This is a genomic window from Urbifossiella limnaea, from assembly GCF_007747215.1.
GTDB lineage: Bacteria > Planctomycetota > Planctomycetia > Gemmatales > Gemmataceae > Urbifossiella > Urbifossiella limnaea.
Genome location: NZ_CP036273.1, coordinates 6,848,095 through 6,863,836 on the forward strand (window position 1 = coordinate 6,848,095; position 15,742 = coordinate 6,863,836).

15 protein-coding genes are annotated in these 15,742 nt (G+C 73.7%); 6 read left to right on the top strand and 9 right to left on the bottom strand.

Going from position 1 to position 15,742, the window contains the following annotated elements; all coding sequences use genetic code 11:
• Positions 1-21 precede the first annotated feature (21 nt).
• The 5 genes from ETAA1_RS27825 to ETAA1_RS27845 form a co-directional block, all read right to left on the bottom strand.
• Positions 22-381 (bottom strand): DUF6370 family protein, encoded by a 360-nt coding sequence (locus ETAA1_RS27825; protein ID WP_145243889.1) that lies wholly within the window; start codon positions 379-381, stop codon positions 22-24.
• A 61-nt stretch (positions 382-442) separates the two neighbouring features.
• On the bottom strand, positions 443-2,686 hold the full coding sequence (locus ETAA1_RS27830; RefSeq protein ID WP_145243890.1) for a site-2 protease family protein: 2,244 nt from the start codon (positions 2,684-2,686) through the stop codon (positions 443-445).
• A gap of 171 nt (positions 2,687-2,857) precedes the next feature.
• A complete protein-coding gene (dxr, locus tag ETAA1_RS27835; protein WP_145243891.1) occupies positions 2,858-4,033 on the bottom strand; it encodes a 1-deoxy-D-xylulose-5-phosphate reductoisomerase in 1,176 nt (391 codons plus the stop codon).
• Positions 4,034-4,109: 76 nt separating this feature from the next.
• Complete coding sequence (locus ETAA1_RS27840; protein ID WP_145243892.1) at positions 4,110-5,465, bottom strand: sigma-54 interaction domain-containing protein; 1,356 nt, start codon at positions 5,463-5,465, stop codon at positions 4,110-4,112.
• A gap of 195 nt (positions 5,466-5,660) precedes the next feature.
• Complete coding sequence (locus ETAA1_RS27845; RefSeq protein WP_145243893.1) at positions 5,661-6,698, bottom strand: hypothetical protein; 1,038 nt, start codon at positions 6,696-6,698, stop codon at positions 5,661-5,663.
• 39 nt (positions 6,699-6,737) lie between these two features.
• On the opposite strand from ETAA1_RS27845, the gene ETAA1_RS27850 reads away from it, so the two are divergent.
• The 3 genes from ETAA1_RS27850 (at position 6,738) to ETAA1_RS27860 (ending at position 9,293) form a co-directional block, all read left to right on the top strand.
• Positions 6,738-7,556, top strand: a complete 819-nt coding sequence (locus tag ETAA1_RS27850; protein WP_145243894.1) for a tetratricopeptide repeat protein — start codon at positions 6,738-6,740, stop codon at positions 7,554-7,556.
• Positions 7,557-7,558: 2 nt separating this feature from the next.
• A complete protein-coding gene (locus tag ETAA1_RS27855) occupies positions 7,559-8,107 on the top strand; it encodes a GNAT family N-acetyltransferase (protein ID WP_145243895.1) in 549 nt (182 codons plus the stop codon).
• Between the two features lie 67 nt (positions 8,108-8,174).
• Positions 8,175-9,293 carry a lactonase family protein gene (locus tag ETAA1_RS27860; RefSeq protein WP_145243896.1) on the top strand — a complete coding sequence of 373 codons (1,119 nt, stop codon included), beginning with the start codon at positions 8,175-8,177 and terminating at the stop codon, positions 9,291-9,293.
• A 56-nt stretch (positions 9,294-9,349) separates the two neighbouring features.
• On the opposite strand, the gene ETAA1_RS27865 is transcribed toward ETAA1_RS27860, so the two are convergent.
• Complete coding sequence (locus ETAA1_RS27865) at positions 9,350-10,720, bottom strand: DUF1501 domain-containing protein (protein WP_145243897.1); 1,371 nt, start codon at positions 10,718-10,720, stop codon at positions 9,350-9,352.
• A 304-nt stretch (positions 10,721-11,024) separates the two neighbouring features.
• Positions 11,025-12,836 carry a protein kinase domain-containing protein gene (locus ETAA1_RS27870; RefSeq protein ID WP_145243898.1) on the bottom strand — a complete coding sequence of 604 codons (1,812 nt, stop codon included), beginning with the start codon at positions 12,834-12,836 and terminating at the stop codon, positions 11,025-11,027.
• Here ETAA1_RS27870 and ETAA1_RS27875 point away from each other — a divergent pair.
• The 3 genes from ETAA1_RS27875 to ETAA1_RS32470 all read left to right on the top strand — a co-directional run bounded on the left by ETAA1_RS27875 (position 12,766) and on the right by ETAA1_RS32470 (position 14,828).
• Entirely contained in the window at positions 12,766-12,981 is a 216-nt protein-coding gene (locus ETAA1_RS27875; RefSeq protein ID WP_202920462.1) for a hypothetical protein, read from the top strand. The two genes, ETAA1_RS27870 and ETAA1_RS27875, sit on opposite strands and share 71 nt — an antisense overlap.
• Positions 12,968-13,171, top strand: a complete 204-nt coding sequence (locus tag ETAA1_RS27880; RefSeq protein WP_145243900.1) for a hypothetical protein — start codon at positions 12,968-12,970, stop codon at positions 13,169-13,171. Before ETAA1_RS27875 ends, ETAA1_RS27880 begins: the two co-directional genes overlap by 14 nt.
• 472 nt (positions 13,172-13,643) lie before the next feature.
• Positions 13,644-14,828, top strand: coding sequence for a methyltransferase domain-containing protein (locus tag ETAA1_RS32470; protein ID WP_202920463.1), 1,185 nt, complete (start codon positions 13,644-13,646; stop codon positions 14,826-14,828).
• On the opposite strand, the gene ETAA1_RS27890 is transcribed toward ETAA1_RS32470, so the two are convergent.
• The gene (locus tag ETAA1_RS27890) at positions 14,822-15,073 is read right to left on the bottom strand and encodes an anti-sigma factor family protein (RefSeq protein WP_145243901.1); all 252 of its coding nucleotides are present in this window, start codon (positions 15,071-15,073) and stop codon (positions 14,822-14,824) included. The two genes, ETAA1_RS32470 and ETAA1_RS27890, sit on opposite strands and share 7 nt — an antisense overlap.
• Positions 15,074-15,087: 14 nt before the next feature.
• Positions 15,088-15,732 carry an RNA polymerase sigma factor gene (locus tag ETAA1_RS27895; protein ID WP_145243902.1) on the bottom strand — a complete coding sequence of 215 codons (645 nt, stop codon included), beginning with the start codon at positions 15,730-15,732 and terminating at the stop codon, positions 15,088-15,090.
• Positions 15,733-15,742: the final 10 nt, after the last annotated feature.

Sequence of the window (15,742 nt, forward strand, 5' to 3'; positions counted from 1 at the left end):
GGGGCTCGGCTCGCCGCGCGGTCACTGCTTCTTCGGCACTTCGAGCTTGGTCGGCACGATCGTCTTCTTGCCGTCCTTCTCGCCGACGGTGCCGTACACGGTCACGCCCTCGAGCTTGCCGCCGCCGCACACCTCGCCGTGGAACGCCTCGCGGTTCCCCTTGTCGCTCAGGTAGTACGTCACCACCGCCTTGCCGTCGCCCTTCACCTGGAGGGCGTTGACGCACGTCTTCGTCTCGTTCAGCGCGCACGCCGCGCACACCAGCGTGCCGGTCAGCTTCGTCTCCTTCTTCTCCGACTTCGGAGCCGGCTCCTGGGCCGACGAGCCCGCCACCCCGACCGCCACCGCCGTCGCCAGGGCCACCGCCAGTACGCGAACCATGATCGACCTCCCGTTGGGTGGAAGAGCGGCCGGCTGACGCCGGCCGCTCGCCTCGCTCGCGTCAGAAGAACAGCCGCACGATGTCGTTCCAGATCACGAACACGAACAGCAGCAGGATCATCACCAGCCCGCCCCACATGAGGGCGGCGAACAGCTTCTCCGGCACCGGGCGGCCGGTCAGCTTCTCGTAGATGAGGAACAGCATGTGCCCGCCGTCGAGCACCGGGATCGGCAGGAAGTTCACCACCGCCAGGTTCACCGAGATCATGCCGATGAACAGCAGCAGCTGCCAGAAGTCCTCGCCGGCGAGCCGGTAGGACACGGTGGCGATGGTCAGCGGGCCGCTCAGCGTCTTCGCGCTGATCTGGCCGAAGACCATGCCGTACAGGCTCTGGTACACCGTCAGCACGAACCGGCCGGTGCGGAACCAGCCGAGGCGGATCGCCTCCGTCACGCTGTCGGCCTTCTGCAGCCGCTCCTCGAACTCGAACAGGAAGCCGCGCTCGGGCAGGCCCTGGCCCGGCTCGGCGACGGCGGCGAAGAACCCGGTCTCGACCTCGGCGTCGCCGCGCTTCAGCCTCAGGTCGATCTCGTGCGACGGGGCCGCCTGGAACACCGCGTCGATCGCGGCCCACTGGTGCGGCTTCACGTCGCGCCACTTGCCTTCCGACCCGTCGGCCCCCTTCACGCGCACGGCCGTCACCACGTCGCCGGCCTGCACCTTGCCCGCGGCCGGGCCGGTCACGTCGGCGGCGACGGCGTCCACCCAGTAGGCCAGCCCGAGCCCGCCGAGGGGCAGCGGCGAGTTCAACAGGTTCACCACCTCGCGGTCGTACCGGAACGAGTCGTCGTACTTCAGCGCCAGCGCGTGCCGCTTGGCCCGGTGGTCGGCGCCGTCCTCGCGGAGCACGACCACCGTCACCGTCTGGTTGCTCCGCTCGGCGGCGGGGTACGCCGCGGCCCACGCGGCGAGTTGCGCCGGCAGCCGCACCGGGTCGAGCGGCTGGACGGCGTCGCCCTTGGCGGCCTCGGGCGGGGCGGCGCTGGCGAACCACGTCCGCTTGCCGGCCGGGTCGGTCACGCCGACGGCGGCGATCACGTCGGCCGGCGCCGCGGGGTTCCCCGGCGGGGCCGCGGTCACCTGCCCGTCGGCCGGCCCGCCGCGCCGCACCGCCGCCACCTTCCCCATCTGGAAGCGGATGCCCAGGTCGTGCCGCAGCGCCGGGGCCACCGTCAGGTCGGCGGTGCTGCCGTCCTTGCGGGCCACGCGCACCGTCACCGGCTTGTCGGCCTGGTCCACCATGCGGCGGTAGAAGTCGTCGTAGTCGCCGCGGGCCGGGTCGTGCTCGTCGGGCTTGAACGCCGTCACGGCGCCGGTGGCGGGGTCGGTGGCGGCGACGACCTTGTCGCCGGGCTCGAAGCCGCGGCCGCCGGCGTCCTTCGCCTGCGCGGCGGGCGTGCCGGGGTACACGGGGGTGAAGCCGCGCTTCCGCGAGTCGGCGAGGCCGAGGCGGAGCGGCGGCACGATGCCGAGCTGCGGGTACAGCGCGCCCTCGTCGCGCACCGGCACCGTGGTCAGCTCCTTCGTCGCGCCGCGGCTGGTGATCGTGACCGGCAGCTGCTCGTCCTTGAGGGTGCTGGTGACGATGGGGCGGATGTCGTTGAAGAACGGGTGCTCGCGGCCGCCGATGCGGGTGATGTCGTCGCCGGTGCGGATGCCGGCGCGCCAGGCGGCGCTGCCGCTCTCGACCACCCCGGCGGTCGCCGGCTGCTCGGCCACGCCGTGCAGGTAGGCGGCGACGAAGCAGCCGATGCCGAGGATGAAGTTCATGATGACGCCGGCCGAGATGATGAGCATCCGGCTGCCGACGGGCTTGTTCTTGAAGCTCCGCGGGTCGTTGTCGTCGTCGTCCGGGTCGCCGTCGGGCGTGCTCTCGCCGGTCCCCTCGCCGACCATGCTGACGTACCCGCCGAGCGGGATGATGCCGAGCATGTACGTCGTCTCGCCCCACCTGTACGAGCAGAACGGCACGGCCGGGCCGAACCCGATGCTGAACGTCTTGACGTGGACGTCGCTCCACTTGGCGGCGAGGAAGTGACCGAGCTCGTGGATGAAGATGATGAACCCGAGGCCGAACACGACCTTCAGGGTGTCCACCGGGTCGAGCTTCCACAGGACGAAGCCGACGACGGCGGCGGTGATGAGCAGCGACGCGGCGTTCTGGCGGAGCCAGGACTTGGCCTCGACCACCTCGGCGTGGTGGTCCGGCTGGCCGGTGCTCGGGTCGATCGGGATATCGCTCATCGGGATGGTTGACGGTGAGGAAGAAAATTAACCACAGAGCCACAGAGGACACAGAGGGAAGACAGAAGCCAGAGCCCGAACAGAAAACCGAGATTGATTCCAAACATGGTTTGTCTCGGCTTTCCGTCTTCGCTCTGTGCCCGCTGTGACTCTGTGGTTAATCCTCTTTTCTTAACCCTGCCACCGCGCCGCCTCCGCCCGCGCCCAGCGGTCGAGGGCCAGCAGCCGGTCCAGCGGCGGGGCCGCGTCGAAGTCGTGGGCGTCCAGCACCGCCCGGCAGCACGCCGCGATCCCCAGGAACGGCAGCGTCCCCGCCAGGAACCGGCCGACCGCCACCTCGTTCGCCGCGTTCAGCACGGCGCCGGTGGTGCCGCCGCGGGCCGCCACCTCGAAGCCGAGGTCCAGCGCCCGGAACGTGGTTCGGTCCGGCGGCTCGAACCTTAACCCGGACAGCGCCTTCCAGTCCAGCCGCTTCGCCGGCCCCGGCACGCGGTCGGGGTACAGCAGCGCGAACTGGATCGGCAGCCGCATGTCCGGCGGCGACAGCTGGCCCAGCACCGAGCCGTCGGCGAACTCCACGAACGAATGCACGATCGATTCCGGATGCACGATCACGTCGATCTGCTCGGGCCGCAGGTCGAACAGCCAGCGGGCCTCGATCACCTCGAGCGCCTTGTTCATCAGCGTGGCGCTGTCGATGGTGATCTTCGGCCCCATCTTCCACGTCGGGTGCCGCAGCGCCTGCGCGGGCGTCGCGGCTTCCAGCTCCGCCGCCGTCTTGCCGCGGAACGGGCCGCCGCTGCCGGTGAGGACGACGCGCGTCACGTCGGCGGCGGTGTACCCGGTCAGCGCCTGGAACACGGCCGAGTGCTCGCTGTCGACCGGCAGCAGCCGGGCGCCGCGGCGGGCGGCGAGCTCCGTCACCAGCGGGCCGGCGACGACCAGCGTCTCCTTGTTCGCCAGCGCCACGTCCTTGCCGGCGTCGAGGGCTGCCCAGGTGCCGTGCAGCCCGGCCGCGCCGACGACCGCGGACACCACCACGTCCACGTCCGCCGCGGTCGCCAGCTTCGCCACGCCGTCGGGGCCGCCGAGCAGTTCCGTTTCCCGCGGGAAGTCCGACCGCACGGCGGCCGTAAAAGCCGCGGGGTCACAGAGTACGGCGTAGCGCGGGCGGAACGCGCGGCACTGCTCGGCGAGCTGAGCGGCGTTCGTGTGGGCGGCGAGGCCGACGACCTCCAGCCGGTCGGGGAGGTGCCGGGCCACGTCGAGCGTGCTGACGCCGATCGACCCGGTGGACCCGAGGACGGCGACGCGCTTGCGGGCGGTCGGGCTCGGGGGTGGGGGCACGCGACACCGGGTGCGTTCGTGGGGCCGACCGACGTACCGGTGAATTGTACGAACTGGGCGGCCCGGGGCTCCGCCGCTACCGACTCCCCGCGAACGCCCGGCGGTCGATGTGGTACTCGGCGATCTTCGCGGTCAGGCTGCGGCGGCAGTACCCGCACAGCTTCGCGGCCCGGCCGACGTGCCCGCGCGTCTTCCGCAGCGCCCGCCGGATGTACCGCTTCTCGATCCGCGCCGTCACGTCCCGCAGCACGTCCTTGAGCGGCTTCGCCAGGTCCACCCGCACCGGCACCGGCCCCGTCGCCGCCCGGGTCACTTCCGGCGGCAGGTGCGCCGGCTCGATCGTCGCGCCGGCGTGGACCACGCAGGCGCGCTCGACCGCGTTCTCCAGCTCGCGGACGTTCCCCGGCCACGGGTAGCGCGCCAGCTGGTCCAGCGCCGCGGGCGAGGCGGCCTTCGGCGGCGCGTTCGGCCGGGCGTACTTGCGGCAGAAGTGCTCCACCAGGGCGGGGATGTCCTCGGCCCGCGCCCGCAGCGGCGGCAGGTCGAGCCGCACCACGTTGAGCCGGTAGTACAGGTCTTCCCGAAACCGCCCGGCGCGCACCAGCTTCCGCAGCGACTGGTTCGTCGCCGCCACCACCCGCACGTCCACGCGCACCGACTCGGTGCCGCCGACGCGCTCGAACCGCCGCTCCTGCAGCACCCGCAGCAGCTTCACCTGCATGAGGGGCGGCACGTCGCCGATCTCGTCGAGGAACAGGGTGCCGCCGTCGGCCAGCTCGAACTTGCCGACGCGCTGCCGGTCGGCGCCGGTGAAGGCGCCCTTCTCGTGGCCGAACAGCTCGCTCTCCAGCAGCGTCTCCGGGATCGCGGCGCAGTGCACGGCGACGAACGGCCCGCCGCGCCCGGTGGACGCCGCGTGAACGGCCCGGGCGGCTTCTTCCTTCCCGGTGCCGGTCTCGCCCTGGATGAGCACGGTCGCCGCGGTCGGGCCGACGTCGCGGATCAGCTCGAAGAGTTCGAGCATCTTCGGGTGCCGGCTGACGATCCCGCGGAACGGGTCGGCCCCGGCCGTGGCGGCAACCGCGGCCGCGAACGCCCGCAGCTTCTCGGCATCGTCCGGGAGCACGAAGAAGTCGGCGGCGCCGGCGCGGACGGCGGCGACGGCGGTGCGTACGTCCGGGGCGTCGGCGACGACCGCGGCCGGGACGGGCCGGCGGCGGACGTGCGCGGCGTGCGCCAGGGCCACGCCGTCGGTCGCGGCGTGCGCCAGAACCAGGTCGAACCCGCCGGCGGCGAGGCGGGCGCGGGCGTCGCCGGGGTCGGCCGTTTCGGTCACCGCGAGGTGTGGGTCGCCGGCCAGGGCGTCGCGCACGGCCCGGGTCGGGGCGACGAGCAGCACGCGGACGCGGCCGCGGTCGGGAGGTGCGTCCATCGCCGGCCTCGTGGGGTTATTCGTGTGGCGAAACTCTCCGTGCAGTGCGACCGACCGACAGGTGAAAGGCAATCAAGATGCCGTCGCGGCCCCCCGGGGCCCGATTCGGGCGGGGTCGGCCGCCGGACTCGCGCCCCGGGTAGCGGGCTGCGCGGCGGCGGGAAGCGAATTTCTTGCCTGGTTATACCCGGTCGCTCAGCGGCCCGCGAGCGTGAACCCCGGGTTGCCGCGGCGGCGCCACACCAGGCCGTCCAGCAGGTAGTGCGTCAGCTGCGGGAGGGCCAACAGCGGTACGGCGAGCCACCGCCACTGCCGCGCGTCCCAGCCGTCCCCGAACAGCCAGTCGCGGTCGTGCCACACCAGCCGGTCCCACAGCAGCTCCTCGGCGAACGCCAGCACCCACACCACCGCCACGAACGCCGCCGCCGTGCGCAGGTGCCAGCCGCGCGGCCGCGATTCGCCCCGGCCCCAGCGGTACCAGTACACGAGCACGAAGTACGGCACCCCGTGGATGACCACGTTCGTCACCGTGAAGGCGTAGTCGGAGTCGAACCACACCACGCCGACGTACCAGCACGCGGCCGTCGTCAGCACCACCACGTCCTTGCCGGGGTTGGCGAAGCCGCCCCACGCGCTGCGGGCGAAGTACGCCGCCAGCGTCAGCCAGTAGACCGGCTCCAGCACCTCGGCACAGACGGCGGGCAGCTCGGCGAAATCGCCGCGGAGGAACCACGCGAACCGCCGCGGCAGGTGGGCGTGCCAGTACACCAGCGGGTACACCGTCGCCAGGTAGATCGCCGCCGCGTCGAGCCCGCGCCACGTCCGCTCGCCGAGCTTCGCCCGGTACAGCATCACCCACCCGTACTGCTGGCGGACGAAGTGGAACACCGCGAGGTACGCCAGGCACCGCCAGAACACCGCCGGCCCGGCGTCGTACAGGGCGACGCCGCCGACCAGCCCCGCGGCCGGCACCAGCAGGTACGTGCCGGGCCGGCGGCGGAACTCGGCCGGGTCGAGGTACACGCGGAACAGCGTGCTCCAGACGTGGGCCACGTCGACGAGCAGAACCGCGGCCACCCACGCCCACTCGGGCGTGTCGGCCTTGTCGCCGTCGAGCAGGCCGAGGCGCCAGCCGACGGCCAGCAGCGCGAACGACAGCGCGGCGCTGCCGCCGAACGCCAGCAGGTCGGCGGCGGGGGAGAACAACCAGCGCGAAGGGGCGGCGGCACCCATGCCGGACTAGAATAGCCGCCCGACCGCAAAGGGCCGTTCATGCCGACGATCGACGACGCCGTGCGAGCCGCCGAGGCCGGCGACCTGCGCGCCGCCCGCGCCACCGCCGCCGGGCTGGCGAAGGCCGGCGACCCGACCGCGATGCGGTTGCTCGGTCACTTCCACCTCGACGGCGCCCCCACGCCCGACGACGTGGGCCTGGCCGCGTACTGGTTCTTCCAGGCGTGGCAGGCCGGCGTGGACGAGGCCGAGCGCGACATCGTCCGCGTCCGCGCCGAACTCGAACACGCGGCGCACGAGATGGCGTCGGCCGAGGCGCGGGTGGCGCTCGGCCTCATCCTCATGTTCGGCCACGACGCCCCGGACGCCGCCGCGAACTACTTCGGCGCCGCGGCCGAAGCGGGGCACCCGGAGGGGCTGCGGATGCTGGCGTTCCAGCACGCCGAGGGGCGCGGCGTGCCGCGCGACCCGGCCGCGGCGCGGGAACTGTACCGCCGCGCCGCCGACGCCGGCGACCCGTTCGCGCCCGTCGCCTTGGCGGGGATGCTGGACGCCGGCGTCGGCGGGGCGCGCGACCGCGACGGGGCCATCCGCTACCTCCGCCGCGCGGCCGACGCCGGCGCACCGGACGCCGACCAGCGCCTGGCCGAACTGCTGGCCGAGCGGAACCGCGACCGCCGCGACGCGAACGAGGCGGTGCAGCGCCTCGTCCGCGCCGCCGCGGCCGGCCCGGCGGACGCGGCCTACCGGGTGGACGCGGCCGACGGGTCGTGGTCGGTGCTCGTGCGCGACCAGGGCCGGACGGTGGCGATGCCCGGGCTGACGCCCGAGGAACTGGTCGGGCTGCCGGAGGACTGAGCATGCTGACCGGGCCCGTCCTGCGGACCGACCGGCTCGTGCTGCGCCCGCTGGCGCCGGCCGACGCCGGCCCGATCGCCGGGTACCGGTCGCTGCCGGACGTGGCACGCTACCAGTCGTGGGAGGCGTTCTCACCCGCGGACGCCGCCCGCCTCGTCGCCGCCCAGCTGGGTGTCGTCCCGGACACGCCCGGCACGTGGCTCCAGCTCGCGATCACGACGGACGGCGGGGTGGTCGGCGACTGCGGGCTCCACTTCCTCGACGACCGGCAGGCGGAACTCGGGGTCACGCTCGACCCGGCTCACCAGGGCCGCGGGTACGCGGCCGAGGCGCTGCGGGCCGTGCTCGACTACCTGTTCGGCGCGCTCGGGAAGCACCGCGTCGTCGCCACCACGGACGCCCGGAACCGCCCGGCCGCCGCCCTCTTCGAGCGGCTCGGGTTCCGCCGCGAGGCGCACTTCGTCCGCAACGTCTGGTTCAAGGGCGGGTGGGGCGACGAGTTCCTGTTCGCCCGGCTGGCCGAGGAGTGGGCCCGCGACCGCGCCCGTTGACGCGGCCCGCCGCGGGGCCGAGACTGGGACTTCGCCGCTCGCGGCGAAAACCCAGGAGCCCATCCCGATGACGCGCTTCCTTCTCTCCCTCGCGCTCGTCGCCGGCGGCGGCGCCCGCGCCGCCGACCCGGTCGTGTTCGTGACCGCGTTCGCCCCCGGCGACAAGGGCGGCATCCACGCCTACACGTTCGACACGGCCGCCGGCAAGCTCACCGCCCTGCGCCGCACCGGCGGCGTCGAGAACCCGTTCTACCTGGCCCTGACGCCGGACAGGAAGACGCTCCTGTCGATCCACGCGAAGACGTTCGGCGGCAAGGACCACGAGGAGGTCGCGGCGTTCGCGCTGGTCGGCCGCTCGGGCGAGTTGAAGCCGCTGAACCGGCAGACGACCCGCGGCACCGCGTCGTGCTACCTCGACGTGGACAAGACCGGCAGGACGGCCCTCGTGGCCAACTACCTGACCGGCAGCGTGGCGTCGTACCCGCTCGCGGCCGACGGCTCGCTCGGGCCGCCGGCGTCGTTCCACCAGCACGCGGGGTCGAGCGTCAACCCGCAGCGGCAGAAGGGGCCGAACGCCCACTGCATCGTCGTGAGCCCCGACAACAAGTACGCCTTCGCCGCGGACCTCGGCATCGACAAGGTGCTCTGCTACAAGCTCGACGCCGCCGCGGGGAAGCTGACGCCGAACGACCCGCCGTTCGCCAAGTCGCCGGCCGGCGCCGGCCCGCGGCACCTCACCTTCCACCCGAACGCGAAGCACGTCTACGTCGTGAACGAGCTGCTGAACTCGGTGACGGTGTTCGACTACGCCGCCGCCACCGGCTCCCTCACGGAGAAGCAGACGATCCCGACGCTGCCCGGCGAGTTCAAGGGGACGAGCTACTGCGCCGACGTGAAGGTGACGCCCGACGGCCGGTTCCTGTACGCCACCAACCGCGGCCACGACAGCATCGCCGCGTACAAGGTGGGCGACGACGGCAGGCTGTCGCTGGTGGCGATCGAGCCGAGTCTGGGGAAGGGGCCGCAGAACCTGCTGGCGACGCCGGACGGCCGGTGGCTGCTGTGCGCCAACATGCCGGGCGGGAACGTGGTCGTGTTCCGCATCGACGCGCAGTCCGGCCGGCTGACCCCGCACGGCGAGCCGGTGCGGCAGACGAGCCCGTCGAGCATGGTGTGGGTGCCGTGACCCGTGTTGCCGCTTGCGGCTTTGCGCTGGGCGACGCGAAGCCGCCAGCGGTCGCGTCAGTTCAAGATCGCCCGCACGACGTGCCCGTGCACGTCGGTCAGCCGGCGGTCGATGCCGTTGTGCCGCACCGTCAGCCGCTCGTGGTCGACCCCCAGCAGGTGGAGCAGCGTCGCGTACAGGTCGTGGGCCGTCGTCTTGTCGGCCGCGGCGAGGTGGGAGAAGTCGTCGCTCGCGCCGTAGGCCGTGCCGCCTTTCACGCCGGCGCCGGCGAGCCACGTCACCGACGTGCCGCCGTTGTGGTCGCGGCCGACGCCGCCCTGCGTCACCGGCATCCGCCCGAACTCGGTCGTAAACACGACGACCGTGTCCGCCCACAGCCCGCGCGCCTTCAAATCCTGGAGCAGCGCCGCGACCGGCTGATCGACCTGCCGGGCGACCGGCGGCAACTCGGCGGGGATGCTGGTGTGGTTGTCCCAGTTGTTCGACGGCCCGCCGGCCCCGCTCCACACCTGCACGAACCGCACCCCGCGCTCGACGAGCCGGCGCGCGAGCAGGCAGTTGCGCGCGAACGCGCCCCCGGCCGCCGGCCGGTCGGTGCCGTAGCGGGCGTGCAGCCGGGCGGGTTCGCGCGCCAGGTCGAACGCTTCGGGGGCGGCGAGCTGCATCCGCGCCGCCAGCTCGTAGCCTTCCACCCGTGCTGACAGCCGACTGTCACCGGGCCGGTCGGCGGCGTAGCGGTCGTTCATGGCGCGCAGCAGGTGCAACCCGTCGGCGCTGGCGTCGGGCGTAACGAACCGCGCGCCCGGCGCCGCGGCCAGGTCGGGGATCGGGGTCGGCCCGCCGGGGCGGACGACGGTGCCCTGGTGGACCGCGGGGAGGAAGCCGGCGGAAAAGTTGCCGCTGCCGTTGTACGGCAGGCCGCGGGCGTCCGGCAGCACGACGAACGTGGGGAGGTCGTCGGTGAGGCGGCCGAGGGCGTAGCTGACCCACGACCCGGCGGCGGGGAACCCGGGGAGGAGGAAGCCGGTGGTCTGGAGGTAGCTGGCCGGCCCGTGAACGCTCGACCGCGACGCCAGCGCCATGAGGAAGCCCAGGTCGTCCACGCACCCGGCGAGGTGCGGGAACACGTCGGTCACCCAGCGACCGCATTGCCCGTGCTGCTTCCACTTGAACGGCGACTTCATGAGCGGCCCGGGGGTGCCGGTCGCGGTCGCCTTGAGGCCGATGTCCACGGTCTGCCCGTGCCGCCGCTCGACCTCGGGCTTGTAGTCGAACGTGTCGAGCTGGCTCATGCCACCGTTGAGCACGACCTGGATGACGCGCCGCGCCTTCGCCGGGTGGTGGGCGACCGGCGCGGCGTCGGCGAGGTGCGCCAGGGCGAGCTGGCCGAGCCCGGCGAGGAAGAACCCGCGGCGGGTGGGGGTCATGGGGCGTCTCCGACAGTGGTCCGTGGTGGTCGGCCTCGATCGGCCTTCTCCGTGGGTGGTTCGCCCCCTCACCCCGCGTGCTTCGCCGCGACCCGCTCCCCCGGGGGCTGGCGGCCCGACACTTATTCGGCGTGCCTCGGGTGAGACACCCGTGGGCTCCGGGATCCTGCCGTAACGTGACGTTACTACACGCCGTTACCGGAGGAGTCCATGAGTGCGTCGTCCATCGTACACGACTGGCGGACCACCGTCCGCGACCTCCTGCCCACCTTGCACGGGCACCAGGCCAACGCCCTGGCCGACCTCAGGCTCGCCGTCGCCTCGCCGGCGACTGCCGGGCCGGGCGGGTCGCCCCCCGGCTCCCGACCGCCGCCGCCCCGGCCACCCGCCCGGTCTCGGTGCCGATCACCTTGGCGACCAGGGTGAGCCGCCGGTCGGCGTGGACCACCGACCCGGTGACGAGGAGCTTGGCCCCGGTCAGCCGCCCCACCCCGGCCGCCTCGTCGCGCTTGACCGCCCCCGACAGCCCGATCGCCTGCTCGTCGAGAACCTTCTTCGGGTCGCCCCGGTCCACGAGCACGACCCCGGGCTTGGCGGCGAGCCGGGCGAACAGGAGGTCCGACACCTTCGGCCCGAGGTCGCGGGCGCCGGCCCCGCGCTCCTCGAACCCGAGCAGCGCCACCGGGTACACGGCCGGCTTCCGGTCCGCCGCCGGGCCGGGCTCCTGGCCCTCCGCGGGGTCGGGAGCGACCGGGGCGACGACAGCGGGGGCGTCCACCTGCGCGGATGGGCGGTCGGCCTGCTTCCTGGGCCTCGACGCGACCACCCCCGCGACGGCGGCGACGACCGTGGCCGCGACCACGGCCACGGCCGCGACCCGGCGGCGTGCCGGGCGACGGACGGCGAGTGAGATCGTCTCCGGCATCGGCGTGTCACCCGGGGCGAGCGGCGGGACGAAGTCCCACAGGCCGGGGCAGGCCGTGTCGAGCAGCGCCGGCAGGTCGCTCCCCGCGCAGAACGGCGCCAGCGCCTCCCCGGCGTCGGCGGGGGAGGCGTACCGGTCGGCCGGGTCCTTCGCCAGCATCCGCCGCAGCACGCCCGCCAGCCCGGCCGGCACCTCGGGCCGCGCCTCGTGGATCTCGGGAACGGGGGCGGCGGCGTGGGCCAGGAGTTTGTCGCGTACCGTGGCGTGGGCCGGGCCGGCGAACGGGGGGCGGCCGGCGAGGAGGTGGTACAGCGTGCAGCCGAGCGCGTACACGTCGGCCCGGGCGTCCACCCGCCGGTCGGGGCCGGCCTGCTCGGGGGCGAGGTAGTCGTAGGTGCCGACGAGGGCGCGGCGGCCGGCGCCCGACGCCCCGCCGGCGTCGGCCAGCGCCAGGCCGAGGTCGAGCACCTTCACCTCGCCCCGCGGCCCGACCATGAGGTTCGACGGCTTCACGTCCCGGTGGACGATGCCGTGGCCGGCCAGGTGCTGGAGGCCGGCGGCGGCCTGGCGGGCGACCTCGCTGGCGTCGGCGACCGGCAGCGGGCCGCACGCCCGCACCAGCCGGCCGGCGTCGGCCCCGCGCACGAGGTCCATCACCAGGCACACCCGCCCGGCCGCCTCGCCCGCGTCGGTCGCCCGGACGACGTTCGGGTGGTCGAGCCGGCCGATGGCGGCGACCTCCCGGTGGAACCGGGCGACGGCGGCCGCGTCCGCCGCGCGGTCCGGCGGCAGCACGTTCAGCGCCACCTCACGGCCGAGCCGGGCGTGGACCGCCCGGTACACCGCCCCCATCCCGCCCCGACCGAGCAGCCCCAGGAGGCGATACTCGCCCAGCCGTTCGGGGACCTCCTCGTCGGCGGCGTCGGCGTCCACCGCGGTGGTCTCGTCGAACAGTGCCTGCGCCGGGGGCGACCTGACCGAACGCGCGAGAGCCCGGGCCGCGGAGCTGCCCCGCGACGCCGACCTCCGCCTCACGGCGCCTCGGGAGTAGCCCGAGGCCGCCGCCCGAACGGCGCCGATCGCGGCCGTCCTCGACCCGCGGCTACCGGGGGTCGGGACGGTGCTGACCCGCCGGTACAAGGGCGGCGAGGTGCGGGTTAAGCTCGCCGCCGACGAGTTCGAGTACCCCATCCAGCCCGAGCGTATCGTTTACAACAAGTCGGGGATGCACCTCGTGGCGGCGCGGCTCAGCGATCGTCGGGCCGTGATCGAGAAGTCGCTCGACTGGGCGACCGCGGCCTCGACGGCGGAGGCCCACACCTGTGAGCCGTGCTGACCGCCGCGACCCTCGCCGCGCTGGTGCGGCCGTCGCCGGGCTCGACCTCGACGCCGCGCGGCACTGCGCCGCCGTGCGGCGCGACGTGCGGGCGTTCCTCGCCGCGAGCGACGCCGGCCGGGATGCGGAGGAACTGGTCGAGGAGTTGGTGCGTCGATCGCGCCGCAGTGCCGGCCGGGCTAGCCGTTGAACCGGGCAGGGCTCGCCGTCACGCACACTTGCGGCAAAGGCCCAGGAGGAGCGCCGTTGCCGCTGTCCGACCCACCCCCGGGTACCCCGCAGCTGTACCTCCAGGTTGTGCCGGACCGGCCCGTGCCCCGGGTCGGTCGCCGGCACCGCCCGGGTCGCCGGGGACGGCTCGGCCGACCCGCCGCCGCCTCGACCGGCACCTCTGTCATCGCCGCATGCGGGCCATCAACGTATGAAATCCGCTGCCGGGTCAGTGGTTCAAGATGTGTTGAACCTGGGCTGCATCCTTCCACCACGCTATCGGCATGCACAGGCCCCCTTTGGTCTGAACTCTCCACCGCGGGAATCCGGTCGCGGCCCCTGCCCGGATGCCAGAGCGGCCGCATTCGGTGCATAATGCGCCGTGTCGCCGGCCCGACATCACCCCACGTGGTCGCCGCCATCCGGTGCCCCACCCCGCAGCGAGCCTCCCAATGACCCGCCGTCGAATAATTCTGTCCGCCGCCCTGTTCGCGGCCGCTTGCACGGCCTTCGCCCAGGAGCGAAGTGTCGCCCCCGGGATCAACGACCCGTTCAAGGAACCGGACGTCAAGGGGTTCCAGACCAAGTTCGAGGGCGAGAGCCGCGAGGTCTACGTCGCCCGGGAGAAGGTCGTGGCCGCGGTCGGGCTCAGGCCGGGGATGGTCGTCGCCGACGTCGGCGCCGGGACCGGCCTGTTCACCCGGCTGTTCGCGAACGCGGTCGGCCCGACCGGGCAGGTGTTCGCCGTGGACATCGCCCCGAAGTTCCTCGAACACGTCCAGAAGACGAGCCGCGAGGCCGGGCTGCGGAACGTCACCCCGGTGCTGTGCGCGGCCGACTCGGTGGACCTGCCGCCGGCGTCGGTGGACGTGGCGTTCGTGTGCGACACCTACCACCACTTCGAGTTCCCCGAGCGCACGCTGGCGTCGCTCCACCGGGCGGTCCGGCCGGGCGGGAAGCTGGTGGTGATCGACTTCGTCCGCGAGCCGGGCAAGAGCACGGACTGGGTGCTCAAGCACGTCCGGGCCGGGCAGGGCGTGTTCGAGCGGGAGATCGCGTCGGCCGGGTTCGTGAAAGAGGGCGAGGTAAAGGACGTGCTGAAGGAGAACTACCTGGTCGTCTTCACCCGGGCGAAGGACGCCGCGCCCGCCCCGCCGGGGCGGCCCGCGTCACTCACGCCCGCGATCCCCGGATACGGGGCGGTGGTACCGCTCCCGGGTGCGGCCGAGCCGCCGGTGAAGGGCACGAAGGTGGTGTTCGACGTGACCGCCGCGGGTAAGGACCCGGCCAAGCCGCCGCCGGGGCTGGAGCGGGCGGCGACGCTGCTCAACCTCGCCGTCGCGTCCGGGCTGAAGGCGTCCGACCTGGAGGTCGTGATCGTCCTCCACGGGGACGCGGCCGCCGTCGCGCTCACCGATCCGGCGTACCGTGTGGCGGTCGGCCACCCGCACCCGGCGGAGAAGCTACTGGGGTCGCTGACCGGGAACGGGGTGCGGGTGCTGGTGTGCGGGCAGTCGCTCGCCCGGAAGGGGTACGACCCGGCGACCGTCCGGCCGGGCGTGACCGTCGCCGCGTCGGCCGTGACCGCAGTGGTGAACCTCCAGGCCCGCGGGTTCGCCTACGTCCCGGCTCACTGACCGGCGGCGGGGAACGCCTCGGCCCACTTCGCCCGGAGGGCGTCCCGCATCCGGTCCGAGAACGCCGCCGGCATCGGGTACGGCTCCCCGGCCTTGTAGAGGCGGATCGTCTTGCGGATGTTGTCCACCACCAGCTGGCACGGGTTGCACCCGGCCAAATGGTCGGCGAACTCGCGGTAGACGGCGAGGGCGTCCTCGGCGTCCACGTACTCGTTCAGGGCCTTCAGCAGTTCCTCGCAGCTCATCGCAGCCCCGCGGGTCAGCCGTGGCGGTGGTCGGGCGTCACCCGGGTGGCGGCGTCGCCGAACGTCCGGGTCAGAATCTCCCGGAGGGCGAGCCGGGCGCGGAGGAGGCGGACCTTCACGTTCGCCTCCGAGATCCCGAGCAGGTCGGCCGCCTCCCGGACCGAGAACCCCTCGATGTCGCGGAGCACGAACACCGCCCGGTACTTGTCGTCCAGCCCGGCGAGCGCCCGGTCGACGGCCGCCCGCACCTCGTGCCGCTCGGCCAGGTCGGCCGGGTCGGCCCGCCAGTCGGCGATGAAGTCCGGGTGCGGAACCTCGGCGTAGCCCTCGTCCGAACCCGCCGGGTCGGTCAGCGGGACGGTCGGCAGCCCCCGCCGCTTGCGGAGGTGCTTGAGCGCGTGGTTGGCCGCGATCCGCAGCACCCACCCGGCGACGGCCGACTCGCCGCGGAACTCCTTCAGGTGCTCGACCAGGCTGAGGAACGTCTGCTGGGCCACGTCCTCGGCGTCGTGCGGCTCCCCGAGCATCCGGTAGGCGAGCCCGTACACCCGGTTCTGGAGCCGGCCGACGAGGGCCTCGAACGCGGCGAAATCCCCACCCCGGGCCTTCAGCAGCAGGGGCAGGTCGGGGTCGTCGGGACGAGCCGGCGGGTCGGTCATCGGCGGGGCC